A 15,054-nucleotide genomic window follows, 5' to 3' on the forward strand; every position below is an offset into this window, starting at 1 on the left:
AAGCCGGTGGACGACGCAGCAGACAGCGCACGGGGCGTACGTACGGATGCGAGTTCCGGGCGTCACGCCGTGGTCCGCAACGACGACGGTCAGTACGCGCTCTGGCCGGGGGACTTGACCGTTCCCGGTGGCTGGCACCGGGTGTACGGGCCGGCCGAACGGTCCGAGTGCCGGGCCTGGGTGGAGCGGGAGTGGCAGCCGGCGGGGTTGGGCCTCGCCGGTGCCGACGGCCCGCGACGGGTGGCGGCCGGGTTCGCCGACACGGTGCACGGGCTGTTCTGCACCCGGGCGGCGCACGACCCGGAGGCGCTCGCCGTGGTCGCCGAGGACGCGACCCTGAGTTACCGCGAACTCGACCTGCGCAGCGACCGCTTGGCCGCCGCGCTGCGGGCGCACGGGACCGGGCCGGAGCAGGTGGTGCCGGTCTGCCTGGAGCGCGGGACCGACCTGGTGGCGGCCTGGCTGGGCGTGCTCAAGGCGGGTGGCGCGTTCCTGCCGCTGGATCCGGCGCACCCGGAGCGGCGGCTGGCGCGGCTGGTGGAGGACTGCGGGGCCCGAACGGTGGTCACCGACGGTCACGGGTTCCCGGGCGTGGTGGCGGTGCGGGCGGAGGACGGCGACGCGGGGGAGCCCCCGCCGGACGACGGTGCCGTCCCGGACGACCTCGCCTACCTGATCTACACCTCGGGCACGACCGGCCGCGCCAAGGGCGTCCCGGTCACCCACCGTGCGCTGGTGTTCACGCTCGACCGGATCGTCCACGCCTACCGGCTGGCACCGGGTGAGCGCGTCCTGCAACTGGCCGCCCTGGGCTCCGACACCGCGCTGGAGCAGGTGCTCGGCGCGCTGCTCGCCGGCGCGACGGTCGTCATGGGCGGCGGGAAGGCGGGCGCCGGCGGCACCTGGGCGCCCACCGAGCTGGTCGGACGGCTGCCCGGGCTCGGCTTGGCCGCGGCCGACTTCACGCCCGCCTACTGGCATCACGTGCTGGACCTGCTCCCGCCCGACGGGCCCGGCCCGGACGGGCTGCGCCTGGTGGTGGTCGGCGGGGACGTCGTGCACGCCGACGACTGCCGCAGCTGCCTGGACCGGCTGCCCGGGGCGCGGCTGCTCAACGCGTACGGGGTCACCGAGGCGGCCGTCACCTCCACGCTGTGCGAGGTCACGGCGGAGCTGCTGAACGGCGGGGACGGGGTGTGGGGCCCGGCCGCCCCGGTGCCGATCGGGAGGCCGCTGCCGGGCGTGCGGGTGCACGTGCTGGACGCGCGGCTGCGGCCGGTCCGGCCCGGCGAGAAGGGTCAGATCCACCTCGGCGGGCCCGGCCTGGCCCGGGGCTACTGGCGACAGGCCGGGCTCACCGCCGAGGCCTTCCTGCCCGACCCGTACGCGCCGCTGCCGGGCGAGCGGATGTACCGCACCGGCGACGCCGGCCGCTGGCGGGCCGACGGGCAGCTGGAGATCCTCGGCCGCTTCGACGACCAGGTGAAGGTGCGCGGCCACCGGGTGGACCCGGCGGAGATCGAGGCGGTGCTGGCCGCGCACCCGGACGTCCGGCAGGCGCGGGTCGCGGCGGACGCGACGGCGGCGGACGGCAGCCGGGCGCTGACCGCGTACTACACGCTCGCGGCCGGGGCGGCCGACGGCGCCGACGGGATCCGGGCGTTCCTGGCCGACCGGCTGCCGGAGTACCTGCTCCCGGCCGAGTTCGTGCCGCTGGAGGCGATGCCGCTGACGGCGGCCGGCAAGATCGACCGGCGCCGGCTGCCGCAGGCCCCGGTGCGGGCGGGGTCCAGGGCGCGCTCCGGGACCGGGGCCGGGACCGGTGCCGCGGCCGGGGGTGGGGCCGCAGCCGGGGCCGGGGAGGGGCCCCGGGGGGCGGCCGCGGCGGCGAGCCCGGTCGAGGAGGCGGTCGGGCAGCTGTGGGCGGAGCTGCTCGGCGTGGAGACCGTGGGCCCGGAGGACGACTTCTTCGCGCTCGGCGGCACCTCGCTGCTGGCCATGGAGATGCTGGCGCGCGCCCGGATCATGTTCGGCATCGACGTCGGCCGGGTGCGGGCGCTCACCCGTGCGCTGCTGCGCGAACCCCTGCTGCGGGACTTCGCGCGGGCGCTGCAGGAGGCCAGGGCGGGCGGCGGCCCCGGCGCCGGGGCGGGTGTCCCGGTCGGCGCGGAGGCCGCCGGCGCGGGCCTCGACCGGGACCTCGATCCGGACCTCGACCGGGAGTTCGGGTCGGTCACCGGCCCGGCCGCCGGGGAGACGCCGGTCGACTGGTTCGCGGAGGCCCGGCTGACCGGTCCCGTCGGCCAGTCCTGGAGCCCCGCGCCCTCCCGGGCCGAACCCACCGAGATCCTGCTCACGGGAGCCACCGGCTTCTGCGGCGCGCACCTGCTGCACGCCCTGCTCGCCACCACCCGGGCCCGGATCCACTGCCTGGTCCGGGCGCCCGACCAGGAGCACGCGATGGAGCGGCTACGGGCCACGCAGCAGCGCTTCCTCCGCCACGACCTCGCCGACCCCCGGGTGGTGCCGCTGGTCGGCGACCTCACCCAGCCCAGGGTCGGCCTGACTGGCCGTCAGTTCGACTGGATGGCGGGCAACCTGGACGCCATCCACCACCTCGGCGGTCAGGTCAACTTCCTCTACCCGTACCACCAGCTGCGCGAGGCCAACGTCGGCGGCACCCGGGAGATCGTCCGGCTCGCCGGGCACAGCCGGGGCGTGCCCGTGCACTACCTCTCCACCCTCGCCGTGCTGGCCGGCTTCGGGGCGGCAGGCGTCGACAAGGTCACCGAACGGACCCCGCTCGCGTACCCGGAGCGGATCGGCGTCGGCTACGTCGAGAGCAAGTGGGTCGCCGAGCAGCTGCTGCACAACGCCGCCGAGGCGGGGCTGCCGGTCACGGTGCTGCGCACCAACGACGTCACCGGGGACCTGGCGAGCGGCGTGATGAACACCGGCACCGAGCTGTGCGCGCTGATCAAGTACCTGGCGGACAGCGGCACCTGCCCGGACGTGCGGCTGCTCCTCGACTTCGTCCCGGCCGACCGCTTCACCCACGCCATCGCCCACATCGCCGCCCACGCGCCCGCCGACGGCGAGGTCTACCACCTGACCTCGCCGCAGCCGGGCGTCCTCGCCGACCTGGCGGACCGGTTGCGGGCGCGCGGCCACCGGATCGACCGGCTGTCGTACGGGGAGTGGGTGCAGGGCCTGGTCCGGTTCGCGGCCGGGCGGCCGACGCACCCGATCGCGCCGTTCGTCCCGCTGTTCGTCGACCGCGCTCCGGGGTCGGAGCTGTCGATCAGCGAGATGTACTTCCGGCCGACCTTCCCGCTGTTCGACCGGGCGAACACGGACGCGGCCCTCACCGGGAGCGGGATCGAACTGCCCGCGGTGGACGCGGGGTTGATCGACCACTACCTGGCGGAGCTGGAGCGGGACGGGTTCCTGGGGGCGGCGCGGTGAGCGGCGTGCGCCACGACGCCGCCGTCTTCGACGCGCTCGACGTCCGGCTCGGCCCCGGCGACGGCCCGGTGGCGTTCGGCGGCACGCTCGGGCCGCAGGAGCTGCTGGCGGCGTACCGGCGCGGACTGTTCCCGCTGCCGGCGGCGGACGTGTACGCGAGCGCGTACAACGAGGCGGTGTACGGGGACGCCGTCGGGGCGGGCGGGGCGGTGCTGCTGCCAGGCCGGGAGGACCCGTACGAGGTGGCCTGGTGGTCGCCCGACCCCCGGCCGGTGATCGCGGCCGACGGGGTGCGGCTCGGCACCCGGCTGGCGAGGCGGCTGCGGAACCGGTCGGGGTGGTGGACGAGCGCGGACCGGGCCTTCGGGCGGGTGCTGGAGGCGTGCGGCGAGGGGCGCGAACCGGCCTGGATCACCGAGGAGCTGGCGTCGGCGCTGGATCGGCTGCACGCGCTGGGGGCGGCGCACAGCGGGGAGGTGTGGGACGGGGAGGAGCTGATCGGCGGGGTGTTCGGGGTCGCCGTCGGGCCGGTGCTGAGCCTGGACTCGATGTTCCGGCGCCGCCCGGACGCCGCCCGGGTGGCCGTCGCCGACCTCGGCGCCCGGTTCGGCGCGGCGGGCGGGCGGCTGCTCGACGCGCAGTGGGACGGGCCGCACGTGCGCAGCCTGGGCGCGAAACCGATGGCGCGTTCGCGGTACCTCGCGGAGCTGTCCGGGGACGGCGGGGGCGTTCCGCTGGACGGTGCGGCCCTGCCGGCGGGCCGTCTCGGGTGACCTGGCGTTAAACCCGCGTTGGGTGAGTGTTTGGTCTGTCTTCGACAAACTTATTCCTCGTCAGTAACATGACGCCGCGTGTTCAAGAGTTCGATAGGCAGGGCCACGGGCCCCGCCGTCCTCACCCTCATCCTTGCCGGGGCCGCCGCGTGCGGGCCGACCAGCCCCGGCACCACCCAGACCGGCGCCGCCCCGGCGGCCGCCACCGTCGCCGACCCGAGCCCGACCGCCGCCGGGAGCAGCCCGGCCGCCGCCGCGCCCGCCGGCGGGACCCCGCGTGCCAAGGCCGCCACGGCCGCCGCGGGCCGTCCGACCCCGGGCGCGGCGCCCGTCACCGCCGCGCCCGCCGGGGACAAGCAGGCCGCGATCGGCAGCCCCGGCAAGGACGGCGCCGCCGTCACGGCGGCGACCAAGGCCCTGCAGCTGACCGCGTACGACCCGGCGGGCGGCACCGCCGTCCTCACCGCGGCCGGCGGCCCGGCCCCGACGGCCACGGCCTCCCCGAGCGCCGGCGCCGGCCCGTCCACCGCCGCACCGTCCAATGCCGCACCGTCCACCGGCGGTCCTTCGGCCGGCGGCCCGTCCACCGGCGGTCCTTCGGCCGGTGCCGCGGTCGCCGCCGTCCAGCCCGGCCAGCTGATCGCCAGCCCGCCGACCGCCGCCGCGCCGCAGGGTGCACTGGTCGCCGTCACCGCCGTCCATCCCGGCGCGGGCAACACCCTCAACCTGGCCACCCGCCCCGCCACCCTCGCCGAACTCCTCGGCGGCACCGAGGCCGACGGCAGCGTGCCCGTCGACCCGCACGGCATCACGGTGACCCCGCTGGTCAAGGACCTCAAGGCCACCGTCGGCGCCGACCTCAACGGCGTGAAGGCCGACGCCTCCGGCACCCTGGAGGTGAACGTCAAGGCCCCCGTGCCGCTGCCCGAGGGCGCCAGCCTGGACGCCTCCGGCTCGCTCCAGCTCCACCCGGCCGTCCACTTCGCCTACCACGGCGCCGCCGCGGGCAGCCCGCGCACGGCGTCGATCGGCTTCGACCTGGACGCCCACGCCCAGTGGAAGGTCACCGGGGACGTCGCCCGCAACACCGGCGCGGCGCCGATCCGGGTGCCCTTCGCCAAGCTGCAGGCCAGCCCGGTGCTGACCGTCGCCGGCCTGCCGGTGGTCGTCAACCTCGGCCTGACCTGCTACCTGGAGGTCAGCGCCGACGGCCAGGTCCACCTGGAGGCGGAACAGGACGCCACCGGCACCTGGGCCGTCCGCGCCGACTACACCGGCGGCAAGGGCTGGACCCCGGTCACCAGCGCCGACACCAAGGTCAGCCCGATCCACGTGCGGCTCAACGGCAAGGCCGGCGTGCGGGCCGCCCTCGGCGCCGAGATCAGTGTCGGCCTGTACGACACCGTCGGCGTGGAGACCACCGTGGCCCCTTACCTGAAGGCCCAGGCCGAAGGCTCGCTGATCGCCGACTCCTCCGGCAACCCGCCGCAGGTCCAGGGCAGTTGGGCACTGCTCGGCGGCGTCGACCTGAACGGTTCGCTGACCGCGCACCTGAAGATCTTCGGCACCCCGATCATCGAGGGCAAGCTGCCGCTGCCGCCGTTCCACAAGGAGTGGCCGCTGATCGGCGGCTCGGCGGCGCTGCCGTCGCCGAAGCCGACCAAGAGCTGACGGACCGGCACCCCCACGGCCCCTCGACCGGAACCCCCGGTCGGGGGGCCGCGTCGTTCCCCGGCCCTTCGACCCGCCCCGCCGACCGGGGGTGTAGCGGTGCGTGGCCCTTCCCTTCGTCGCCTCCCACCCGCATCCTTGATCCTCGCAGCGGCCTGACGGGGTGGGGGATGAGCGAGCAGGGCGAGACGCACAATTCGTTCCGCAGTGCGGCGAACTACGGCACCGTGATCCAGGGCGGCGAGGTTTCGGTGAACCTCCCGCCCAAGCACCCGGTCCGGATGGTGGTCGCTGTCGGCGCCGTGATGGCGGTCCTCACCGCCGCGACCACCTACCTGGTGCTGGACCACGACGGCGCCCCCGGGCCGACCCTCACCGCCCGCTACGTGCTGGGGGATGGCGCCATCGAGGGGAACGCGGTGGTGGAGCGGCCGCTCGGGCCGACCGGGATCCCCGCCTCGGTGACCGGCTGCGAGGCGACCTGGTCGTGGATGCACGGACAGGGCGGCGTGGACGTCGGCACCTCCCACCTGGTCGTGGAGGCGACCGGCGGCAGCGGCCACACCGTAGCGATCCAGGGGCTGCGGGCCACCGTTGTCGGCACCCCGCAGGAGCCGTTGCCCGGTACGGCCGCGTACTGCCCGCCGCAGGGGGTGGGGACCACGGTGGACATGGGCATCGACCTGGACTCCGCCGACCGGGTTGCCCTGATCGGCAGCCCGATGGGCGAGATCTCGTACGCCCCCTTCTTCACCGACAAGTACCTGTACCTGGAGGACCGCAAGCCCGAGGTGGTCAACCTGTCCGCTATAGCCGCCCGGAAGAGCTACGAGTTCATCCTCACCGTGGATGGCTCGGTGGACGGCGAGCACCGGACCTGGACGCTCAAGGACGGGGACCGGCCGTTCCGGGTCACCGGGGTCCGGCCCGGTCTGACCACCGGCCTGCGGGCCGAGGCCTCGGGCTGGACCACGGTGTACGGCGGGCAGGTCGGCGCGCCGGTCCGCTGCAACCCGTGCTCCGACGAGCGCGGGCAGGTCCCCGGCACCGCGGTGCCGGGCGCGCCGAAGGCGGCGGACCCGCCGCCGTCCGAGCCCGTCGTCCGGCCGAGCACGCCGACGCCCCCGCTCACGGTCGTCCCGAAGGACCCGGAGTCCGTCGCCCTCGCCTGGGTGATCGCGGGGAACAGCATCGACGTGCGGCGCGGCGACACCGGACTCGCCTCGGTCGTCCCCCGGATGAAGCCGTACATGACCGCGGAGATGGCGGCGAAGGGCGAGTCCGAGGCCGGTGCGGACCCGGTCGACAACCCGGTCTGGCCGCCGGAGGTGACCGAGCGGAAGGGCTGGTCGGTGGTCACCTCCGCCACGGCGGGCCCGGTGCCGGGCGGGCGGGTCCCGGCGGGCGAGCGGACCGAGGGCACCGTGCAGCTCCGGGTGGACTCGAACGTCACCTACCACACCGACGACGGCTGGTCCGCGACGGTCAGGGGCCAGTTCGGCGGGATCGTCACCCTGCGGCGCCAACCCGACGGGACCTACCTGGTCGACGGCTTCCGCCCCTGACGGGTCCGGGACTGTCGGGTCGGGCGGGCAGAGCCGGCCGCGGTGGACGCCCTTGATCCCGGCCTTGATCCCGGCCTCGAAGCGGCTGCTCGCACCCAGGCGTTCCACGCCGTCCGGAGCCGAGCAGGCGCAGCAGTTCGCGTTCGGTGGCGCCGAGGCCGAGGCCGAGGCCGGTGCCGGGGACCTCGGGCCAGGCGGTCCCGGGCGGTGCGGTTTCTGTCATGCGCATTTCTACAATCCGGCGTGGCGTCCGCTCACGCAGGCTTTCCCCCGGGGGCGGGACCGGGCCGTGTCGCGGCCACCGCGCCCGATGCTCATTCGGCACAGCCGATCCGGCGTGTGAACCAGTCCGATGACAGGAGAACGCACATGTTCCGAAAGGTCCTGAGCACGATCACGATCGCCGCCACCACCGTGCTGGTGGCGGGCCTCTCCACCGGCTCCGCGCAGGCCACCGACTTCTGGCAGGCCTGGGGCTCGGGGTCGTACCACGCGAGTGCGGACTTCGTCCCCACCGGCGGCCTGGTGCACATCGGCGGCTGGGCCTGCGAGGGCGGGTCCGCCCACAGCTTCTACGTCTCGCTCGTCAAGACCAGCGGCTCCCAGAAGGTGTTCTCCAGCTACAGCTGGGACGTGGACGGCCGGGACCACGTCGACCCGCGCGGCATCGGGGTCAACACCAGCACGGCGTACTACCTGCGCTGGTATGGGAACGGATCGGCGCCCTGCTCGAAGGCGTTCGCGACGAACTGACGAAGGATCGTCGTCGGCACCAGGGGCCCGAGCCGTCGCGCGCGGGCCCTCCCTCCGCTCCGGCACCGGAAGGAAGCGTCATGCGCCGGATCCGCCCCGTCCTCCTGCCCGCCCTGATCGCGACGCTCGCCGCCTGCGGCCCCGCGGGCCCGGGCGCCGGCACGCGTCCCGCCCCCGCGGCTGCCGCTCCCGAGGCTGCTCCCGAGGCCGCCACCGCTGTGCCCGGCCCGGAGGCGGCGAAGGTCGCGGTGATCGCCCGGGGGGAGGTGGACGGCGTCCCCTGGCAGGTGGACCTGCTGGACGAGAACGGCCTGCTCTGCACCCAGGCCTCGGTCGACCGCCGGGCCACCGGGCACGGCTGCGACCCGCCGGTCTCGAAGGCCGTGCCGGTCAACGTCGCCGTCGACGGCCTGGACGACCGCGTCCTGCTCGTCTACGGCGCGGCTGACCCGAGCGTGGCGGGCCTGCTCGCCCACAGCCGCACGGGAGCACCCCGGCGGGTCGCGGTCACGGCCACGTCCGGCGGGCGTGGGTTCTTCGCCTACGCGGTGAAGCCGGGGACCGCCACCGACCTCACGGCCCTCGACTCCGACGGCCGGGAGGTGTTCTCGGCAGGGGACAAGATCTGGCAGTTCGAGGACCCGGGCCGCTGACCCGCCGGTCGGCGGCCCCTGGTGGGCGGGGCCGCCGGGTCGCGTTCCACCGGCCGCAGCAGGACAGCGGTGGAGCCGTCCCGGCTGAGACCTGCTCATGGCGGGCCGGTCGGCGCCGGGCACCGATGAGTTCGGCTCATGCCGGGCGCGGGAGGTGCCCCGGTGTACCGCTCCGCGGTACCGGTACTTCTGCCGTCCGGGATCCCGGCGGAAGCCCGGACGGTGCGGTCCCGGCCGACCACCGGGTTCCTCATGAGAGAAGGTCATGGGGTCCTGCGCCCGGCCCACACCTGTGTGACGGCGATCACCTCCGGTACCGCTGCGCCACCGCCGCGAAGGCGGCCTTGGGTTCCCACTCCATGTCGGGGTAGGTGTGTCCCCGGCGTCCTTCGAGGAGTCTGACGATGCCCAGGCCGGCCCGGTCGAGGTCGTCCCGGGGGTCGCCGTCGGGGCGGTGCGGGTAGCCGGGCAGGGCGAACAGGAACACGAACGCGCTGTCCACGCCCTCGGTCTCGAAGATCTCCAGCAGTTCGTCGAGGTATGCGGCCTGACCGGCCTCGTCGCGCTCGTACACGCCGTTCAGCCGTACCGGGGCCCCGGTCTCCGGGTCGTACTCGACCACCTCCAGCACTCGGCCGCCGCGGTCTCCCGCGCCGCGGTAGGCGGCGGTGCCGAAGCCGGTGACGGCGAGCGGCTTCGGGCCCCGGGCGAGGGTGCGCACCGCGTCCCGGAACCGGTCGGCGACCTCGGCGGAGCGGATCAGCTCGAACGCCATGATGTCGAAGGGGGTCCAGTCGACCTGCTCGAACTGGATGGACGCGTAGGTGAGGCGGCCCTGGAAGCGTTCGCGGATCGCGGCCGCGGCCTCGCAGAGGAACACGTTGATGCGCACGCCGAGTTCGCGCATCGCGTCGACCCGCCGCTCGGGTCGGCCCATCAGCTGCTCGACGCGCTCCTCGGGGCTCCCTCCGGGCAGGAATCCGCGGTTCATCACGCTCAGCTCGACCCCCGCGACGAACACGACGGCGGCCCCGCGCTGCCGGAGCCGTTCGGCTCGCTCGGCACAGTCGCGGAAGAGCGTGAGGATCTGCTCCGGGTCCAGCTCCAGCGGATAGGGCGAGAACCAGACCTCCAGACCGAGCTCGGCGGCGGCGCCGGCGGCCAGCTCCAGCCGGTCCGGGTCGCCGCCGATGATCTGGACCGCGTTGCAGTGCAGGTCGTCGCGGATGACGGCGAGTTCGCGCCGGACCACCGCGGGGTCGAAGTGTTCGCGGGACGTCCGGCCGTGCAGGACGAATCCGGTGTCGTAGGTCATTCCTCGTGCTCGCACGGTGGTGCCCCTTCTGTCGGTCCGGTCGGTGGGGTCGAGGCTGACAGGAAAAATGCGCACACGCAAGTTTGCGTGTGAGAAAGTTTGCGCGAAGGAAAGTTTGCGCGTGCGCAGCCCTGTGTGGAACGCTGGCGCCGTGACGACACCACCACCAGGGCTGCGGGAGCGGAAGAAGCAGGCCACGCGCGAGGCGCTGCGGGAGGCGGCCCTGCGCCTGGCCGTGCAGCACGGCCCGGACGACGTGCGGGTCGAGGACATCGCCGAGGCGGCCGGGGTCTCGCCGCGCACCTACAACAACTACTTCGCCAGCCGTGAGCAGGCGATCGTCTCCGCCGTCACCGCGGACCGGGAGGTGCGGGTCGCGGCGGCGGTCGCGGCCCGTCCCGCAGGAGTGCGCCTGGCCGACGCCGTCACCGAAGCGGTGGTCGAGCAGTACACGAACACCGGTGAGCGCGAACACGAGGCGCTGTTGCTGATCACCGCCCGGACCGCGCTGCGCGACGCCTTCCTCGACGCCACCGCCGGAATCGAGCCCCCGCTCACGGCGGTGATCGCCGAACGCATCGGTGAACGCATCGGTGACGCCGCAGCACCCACGGCCCGGGTGCTCGCGGCAAGCGTGGCCGCGGCGGTGCGCATCGCGGTGGACGGCTGGCTCCGGTCGCCCGAGACCGCGGGGGGCGCCGGGAGCCCCGGCACCGGAGGGCTGGTCGTGCCCTCAGGCTCACTGTCCGACCGGCTCCGCGCAGCGCTGGCCCCGCTCGCGCCCGCCTTCGACGCAGCCGAGCGAGGCGCCCGGCAGTGACGTCGACTCACCCGGGGTGTCCGGCGGACCGGCGATAGGTCCGGAACGCGCCGGCGCGCCCGGTCGTCATCAGCCTCGGCGGCCGATGCGACAGATGGCGCCGTGTCGGGTCACGGTCCGGTGGATTCGCGCCGCCGGTGGCCCGTCGGCCCGGGGTCGGCCAACCGAGGGCTGCGCGTGGGGCGTGGCCCGCTCACCCGAGGAGCTGCGATGAGGCGGATCGACAACGGTCCGGAGCGGAACCGGCGCCAGGAGGAGAGCCGGGGCGGAGGGCAGCGGTTACCGGACGACGAACGGCGGCTCCACGGCTCGTCGTTCGGCGCGGCGGCGGGCGCCTACGCCGAGCACCGCCCGGACTACGCGCAGGCCGCGGTCCGCTGGGCCCTCGAACCCGCGCCCGGCCCGCGGGTGCTCGACCTCGGCGCCGGGACCGGCAAACTCACCGGCACGCTGCTCGCGATGGGCGTCGACGTCGTCGCGGTCGAGCCCGACCCGGCGATGCTCGCCGAACTGCGCCGGGGAATCCCGGCGGTGCAGGCCCTGGCGGGCAGCGCGGAAGCGATCCCGCTGCCGGACGGGTCCGTCGACGCGGTGCTGTCCGGCAACGCCATGCACTGGTTCGACATGGACCTCGCGGGCCCCGAGATCGCCAGGGTCCTCGCACCCGGCGGAGTACTGGCAGGCCTGTGGAACGTCTTCGACGACGGGGTCGACTGGGTGGCCGGGCTCGCGGCCGTCACCGGGAGCGCGGCCATCGGTCCGCGTGACGTGCCCCAGAGTTGGCGGGTCGAGGCGGCCGGCATGCATCTCCCCCGGAAGGGCGGGGGCGCCCGGTTCGACTTGCCGGAGCAGGCCGAGTTCCCGCACGGACAGGGCCGGACCGCCGACTCCCTCGTTGCGACGCTCGGGACGAAGGCGGGCGTCCTCGTGATGCCGGAGCGGGAGCGGGAGGCCCTGCTGAGCCGGACCCGCGCCTACCTGGAGGGCCGGCCGGAGACCGCCGACGGCGCGTTCGTCCTCCCCATGCTGACCGGCGTGCTGCGCGTCCGGCGGTCGTGAGACCGGGCAGGCCATGCGAGAGGAGTGGGAAGTCGGATCGGCCGACTTCCCACTCCGATGTCGTGCTACGGGTGGGTGGTTGGGGTCGCCGTGAGGGCGGGACGGTGCCGGTCGCCCCGCCGGGCGACGAGGGGGTGAGCCCAGGCGAGCAGCGCGAGGAGGAGCGCGAAGGGCAGCAGGGTGCAGAGGGTCGCGTGGCCCCCGGTATGGCGGGGTTCAGGAAGCATCGGGGTCGGGGATGAGGTCGAGTTCGGCCCAGACCGTCTTGGCGTTGGGGTGGCGGGGGATGGTGCCCCAGCGGTCGCAGAGGGCGTCGATCAGGGTGAGGCCCCGGCCGGACCGGGCGTTGGGGAGGTGGACGGTGGGGAGGAGGGGGAGCCGGTCGCCCCTGGGGTCACTGATGGCGATGCGCAGGGTGGTGCCCCGGCGCGCGGTGGTGGTGAGCGCGAGGTGCAGCTCGAAGCCGCGCCCCGGAACGCGGCCGTGCGTGATCGCGTTCGCGGCCAGCTCCGCGACGATCAGCAACGCGGAGTAGAACGGCTCGGTGTGCGCCGAGTGCAGCCCCCAGAGCGTGAGTTGACGTCTGGCGAGGCGCCGGCAGATCGCCGCACCCCGGGGAGTGGCGGCGAGGTTGGTGGTGTGGGTGCGGGGGTTGTCGAGCGGGATTTCGGTCGTCATGGGAGAAAGCGTGACGGCGCGGACGTACCCTGACTACGAGTTCGGCAAGCACGGAGCGTGCTTGTACGGATGTGGAGGGTCGGCATGGCGGTCGGCCTGGATCAATTGGGCAAGGGGGCGAGTGATACCTATGAGCGGTGTCGAGCGCACGGTGTTCGATGACGGTGAGACGGCAGAACTCTCGGACGGGGTAGCGGAGTTCTATCGAGCGGTGGGGAAACAGATCAAGATCCTCCGCGAGCGGGCCGGCATCACCCAGAAGGAACTGGCCGGGCTGACCGGCTACAGCGAGGACCACGTGGGCGCGGTCGAACGTGGTATCCGGACCCTCGGATCGAGTACCTGACGGTGGTCGACAAGGTCCTCAACGCGGGAGGCCTGCTCCTGGCCGTCGCGGACGATGTCATGAAGGCGAAGATCCGGGTCAGCGAGCGACACCCGGCCTTCTCCAAGGCCTTCACGTCGGAGGAGAACCGGGCCGTCGAGATCCACGACTACAGCACGATGGTGATCCCGGGACTACTCCAGACCGAGGCGTACATCCGCGCGTTGTACGAGATGCGTCGGCCGCTTCTCTCGCCCGAGCAGATCGACGAGTGGGTGGCAGCGAGACTGGCCCGACAAGAAATCCTGGCTCGCTGGCCGCTGCCGGTCATCACGTGGGTGATCGACGAGAGCGTGCTCCGCCGCCCGATGGGTGGCTGGGACGTGCACACGGAGCAGCTCCGACACCTGCTGAAGATCGGGCAGATGAGGGGCCCCGAACTCCAGGTCATGCCGCTCGACCGAATGTGCCACGCCGGAATGGGCGGCTCGTTCATCCTGCTCACGCCCAACAGTCGTCCACAGATCGGCTATGTGGCGGCACAGCACGTGAATCGGTTGATCACGGACCCCGTGGAGGTCCGTAATATGGCTGCACGGTACAGCAGCATCCGGGCCCAGGCCCTGGGGCTGAGGGAGACACTGGCCTTGATCGAACAGATTCTGGGAGAGCGATAGGCATGTCAGAACTGGCGTGGTTCAAGAGCAGCCACAGCACCAACGAGGACGCCGCGTGCGTCGAGGTGGCCGAGACCCCCGGTGTCGTCCACGTGCGTGACTCCAAGGACAAGAGCGGTCCCCAGTTGGCGTTCGAGCCGGCCGCGTGGGAGGCGTTCGTTTCGTTCGCCGCCACTGCCGAGGTCTGACCGGACCTCCTCTCAACGGCCCACCGTCTGCCTGGCGGCGGGCCGTTGGCGTACCGTCAGGAGGCATGGAACTGCTCTGGTTCAAGAGCAGCCACAGCGGCAGCGAGGGCGGCGAGTGCGTCGAGGTCGCCGAGACCGGCGAGGCCGTCCTCGTGCGCGATTCCAAGGACTCGAACGGCCCGCACCTCACCTTCGAACCCGCCGCGTGGCGGGCATTCGTGGCCTTCGCGGCCAATGCCCGGGTCTGACCGAATATCCCCTACCCTTCCTCCATGCTGTCTGTGGTGGTGGCCCCCTGGGCGGGTGTGGCGGAGCCGGTGTTCGTGCGCAATCCGGACGTCCTGCACGACGCCGCGAGCACGATGAAGGTGGCCGTGCTCGCGGCGCTGTGGCGCAGCGGTGTGAACCTGGACGCCGACGTGCCGGTGGTGAACCACTTCGAGTCGGCCGTCGGCGGGGAGTTCGGCAACAACCAGGACTACGACAGCGACCCGTTGCCCTGGGAGTTGCTGGGCTCGCACGTCCCGCTCAGCCTGCTCGCCGAGCGGATGATCACGCACTCCTCCAACCTGGCGACCAACCTCTGCCTGGCCCGTACCACTCCACGGGCGGTCGCCGACGTCTGGCGCCGCGCCGGTGCGACCCGCAGCTCCACCCCGCGCGGGATCGAGGACTACGCGGCGCGGGCGGTCGGCGTCAACAACCTGGTCAGTGCCCGCGACCTTGTCCGCCTGATCCGCTCCCTCGCCGACGAGCCGGAACTGCTCGGGCTCCTGGAGGACAACGACTTCCGGGTGGACCTCGCCGCCGGTCTCCCGCCGAACACCCGGATCGCGTTCAAGAACGGCTGGATCCCGGGTGCCCGGCACTGTGTCGGCCTGGTCCACCCCTACGACTGCCCGCCGTACCTGATCGCGGTCTGCTACACCGGCCCGCTCGCCTCGGGCGCCGACCGCATCGACCCGGCCGCCCGTCTGCTGGCCCGGGTTTCGGCGGCGGTGTGGACGCGGCGCCATGAGATCCGCCCATCTGCATGAGCATGATGATCAGTTGAATGCGGTACGAACTCCAGGCATTCCACTCACGCTGTCGGGGGAGAGCCTGGGGGTGAG

15 protein-coding genes are annotated in these 15,054 nt (G+C 73.7%); 13 read left to right on the top strand and 2 right to left on the bottom strand.

The window, feature by feature from the left end; translation table 11 throughout:
* The first annotated feature begins 6 nt into the window (after nt 1-6).
* From AB0D10_RS04185 to AB0D10_RS04210, 6 genes are all read left to right on the top strand, one after another.
* On the top strand, nt 7-3,465 hold the full coding sequence (locus AB0D10_RS04185; protein WP_360250954.1) for an amino acid adenylation domain-containing protein: 3,459 nt from the start codon (nt 7-9) through the stop codon (nt 3,463-3,465).
* Nucleotides 3,466-3,470: 5 nt separating this feature from the next.
* Nucleotides 3,471-4,238 (top strand): leucyl/phenylalanyl-tRNA--protein transferase, encoded by a 768-nt coding sequence (locus tag AB0D10_RS04190; protein WP_360250957.1) that lies wholly within the window; start codon nt 3,471-3,473, stop codon nt 4,236-4,238.
* Between the two features lie 78 nt (nt 4,239-4,316).
* Entirely contained in the window at nt 4,317-5,909 is a 1,593-nt protein-coding gene (locus tag AB0D10_RS04195) for a hypothetical protein (protein ID WP_360250960.1), read from the top strand.
* Nucleotides 5,910-6,079: 170 nt separating this feature from the next.
* Entirely contained in the window at nt 6,080-7,474 is a 1,395-nt protein-coding gene (locus AB0D10_RS04200) for a hypothetical protein (RefSeq protein WP_360250963.1), read from the top strand.
* Nucleotides 7,475-7,843: 369 nt separating this feature from the next.
* Entirely contained in the window at nt 7,844-8,227 is a 384-nt protein-coding gene (locus AB0D10_RS04205) for a hypothetical protein (protein ID WP_360250965.1), read from the top strand.
* Between the two features lie 80 nt (nt 8,228-8,307).
* Complete coding sequence (locus AB0D10_RS04210; RefSeq protein ID WP_360250968.1) at nt 8,308-8,880, top strand: hypothetical protein; 573 nt, start codon at nt 8,308-8,310, stop codon at nt 8,878-8,880.
* A 304-nt stretch (nt 8,881-9,184) separates the two neighbouring features.
* Here AB0D10_RS04210 and AB0D10_RS04215 read toward each other — a convergent pair whose 3' ends face one another.
* Complete coding sequence (locus tag AB0D10_RS04215; RefSeq protein WP_360251723.1) at nt 9,185-10,195, bottom strand: hypothetical protein; 1,011 nt, start codon at nt 10,193-10,195, stop codon at nt 9,185-9,187.
* A 151-nt stretch (nt 10,196-10,346) separates the two neighbouring features.
* Here AB0D10_RS04215 and AB0D10_RS04220 point away from each other — a divergent pair, with 151 nt between their 5' ends.
* Nucleotides 10,347-11,015 carry a TetR/AcrR family transcriptional regulator gene (locus tag AB0D10_RS04220; RefSeq protein ID WP_360251726.1) on the top strand — a complete coding sequence of 223 codons (669 nt, stop codon included), beginning with the start codon at nt 10,347-10,349 and terminating at the stop codon, nt 11,013-11,015.
* A gap of 210 nt (nt 11,016-11,225) precedes the next feature.
* Nucleotides 11,226-12,074: a class I SAM-dependent methyltransferase gene (locus AB0D10_RS04225; protein WP_360250971.1), complete on the top strand. Its 849-nt coding sequence runs from the start codon at nt 11,226-11,228 to the stop codon at nt 12,072-12,074.
* A gap of 216 nt (nt 12,075-12,290) precedes the next feature.
* On the opposite strand, the gene AB0D10_RS04230 is transcribed toward AB0D10_RS04225, so the two are convergent.
* A complete protein-coding gene (locus tag AB0D10_RS04230; RefSeq protein WP_360250974.1) occupies nt 12,291-12,752 on the bottom strand; it encodes an ATP-binding protein in 462 nt (153 codons plus the stop codon).
* 130 nt (nt 12,753-12,882) lie between these two features.
* Between AB0D10_RS04230 and AB0D10_RS04235 the strand changes: the two genes are divergently transcribed.
* The 5 genes from AB0D10_RS04235 to AB0D10_RS04255 all read left to right on the top strand — a co-directional run bounded on the left by AB0D10_RS04235 (nt 12,883) and on the right by AB0D10_RS04255 (nt 14,979).
* A complete protein-coding gene (locus tag AB0D10_RS04235) occupies nt 12,883-13,098 on the top strand; it encodes a helix-turn-helix transcriptional regulator (RefSeq protein WP_360250977.1) in 216 nt (71 codons plus the stop codon).
* Nucleotides 13,099-13,100: 2 nt separating this feature from the next.
* Nucleotides 13,101-13,754 carry a DUF5753 domain-containing protein gene (locus AB0D10_RS04240; protein ID WP_360250980.1) on the top strand — a complete coding sequence of 218 codons (654 nt, stop codon included), beginning with the start codon at nt 13,101-13,103 and terminating at the stop codon, nt 13,752-13,754.
* A gap of 2 nt (nt 13,755-13,756) precedes the next feature.
* Complete coding sequence (locus AB0D10_RS04245) at nt 13,757-13,942, top strand: DUF397 domain-containing protein (RefSeq protein ID WP_360250983.1); 186 nt, start codon at nt 13,757-13,759, stop codon at nt 13,940-13,942.
* A gap of 65 nt (nt 13,943-14,007) precedes the next feature.
* On the top strand, nt 14,008-14,190 hold the full coding sequence (locus AB0D10_RS04250; RefSeq protein WP_360250986.1) for a DUF397 domain-containing protein: 183 nt from the start codon (nt 14,008-14,010) through the stop codon (nt 14,188-14,190).
* 24 nt (nt 14,191-14,214) lie between these two features.
* Complete coding sequence (locus AB0D10_RS04255) at nt 14,215-14,979, top strand: serine hydrolase (RefSeq protein WP_360250989.1); 765 nt, start codon at nt 14,215-14,217, stop codon at nt 14,977-14,979.
* The last annotated feature ends 75 nt before the right edge of the window (nt 14,980-15,054 follow it).

Origin of the sequence: Kitasatospora sp. NPDC048545 (assembly GCF_040651155.1) — a bacterium.
Taxonomy (GTDB): domain Bacteria; phylum Actinomycetota; class Actinomycetes; order Streptomycetales; family Streptomycetaceae; genus Kitasatospora.

Excerpts from the sequence above, each read along its gene's own strand:
- AB0D10_RS04200 (WP_360250963.1), top strand. The coding sequence starts at position 6,080 with ATGAGCGAGCAGGGCGAGACGCACAATTCGTTCCGCAGTGCGGCGAAC.
- AB0D10_RS04205 (WP_360250965.1), top strand. The coding sequence starts at position 7,844 with ATGTTCCGAAAGGTCCTGAGCACGATCACGATCGCCGCCACCACCGTG.
- AB0D10_RS04210 (WP_360250968.1), top strand. The coding sequence starts at position 8,308 with ATGCGCCGGATCCGCCCCGTCCTCCTGCCCGCCCTGATCGCGACGCTC.
- AB0D10_RS04215 (WP_360251723.1), bottom strand. The coding sequence starts at position 10,195 with ATGACCTACGACACCGGATTCGTCCTGCACGGCCGGACGTCCCGCGAA.
- AB0D10_RS04225 (WP_360250971.1), top strand. The coding sequence starts at position 11,226 with ATGAGGCGGATCGACAACGGTCCGGAGCGGAACCGGCGCCAGGAGGAG.
- AB0D10_RS04230 (WP_360250974.1), bottom strand. The coding sequence starts at position 12,752 with ATGACGACCGAAATCCCGCTCGACAACCCCCGCACCCACACCACCAAC.
- AB0D10_RS04235 (WP_360250977.1), top strand. The coding sequence starts at position 12,883 with ATGAGCGGTGTCGAGCGCACGGTGTTCGATGACGGTGAGACGGCAGAA.
- AB0D10_RS04245 (WP_360250983.1), top strand. The coding sequence starts at position 13,757 with ATGTCAGAACTGGCGTGGTTCAAGAGCAGCCACAGCACCAACGAGGAC.
- AB0D10_RS04250 (WP_360250986.1), top strand. The coding sequence starts at position 14,008 with ATGGAACTGCTCTGGTTCAAGAGCAGCCACAGCGGCAGCGAGGGCGGC.
- AB0D10_RS04255 (WP_360250989.1), top strand. The coding sequence starts at position 14,215 with ATGCTGTCTGTGGTGGTGGCCCCCTGGGCGGGTGTGGCGGAGCCGGTG.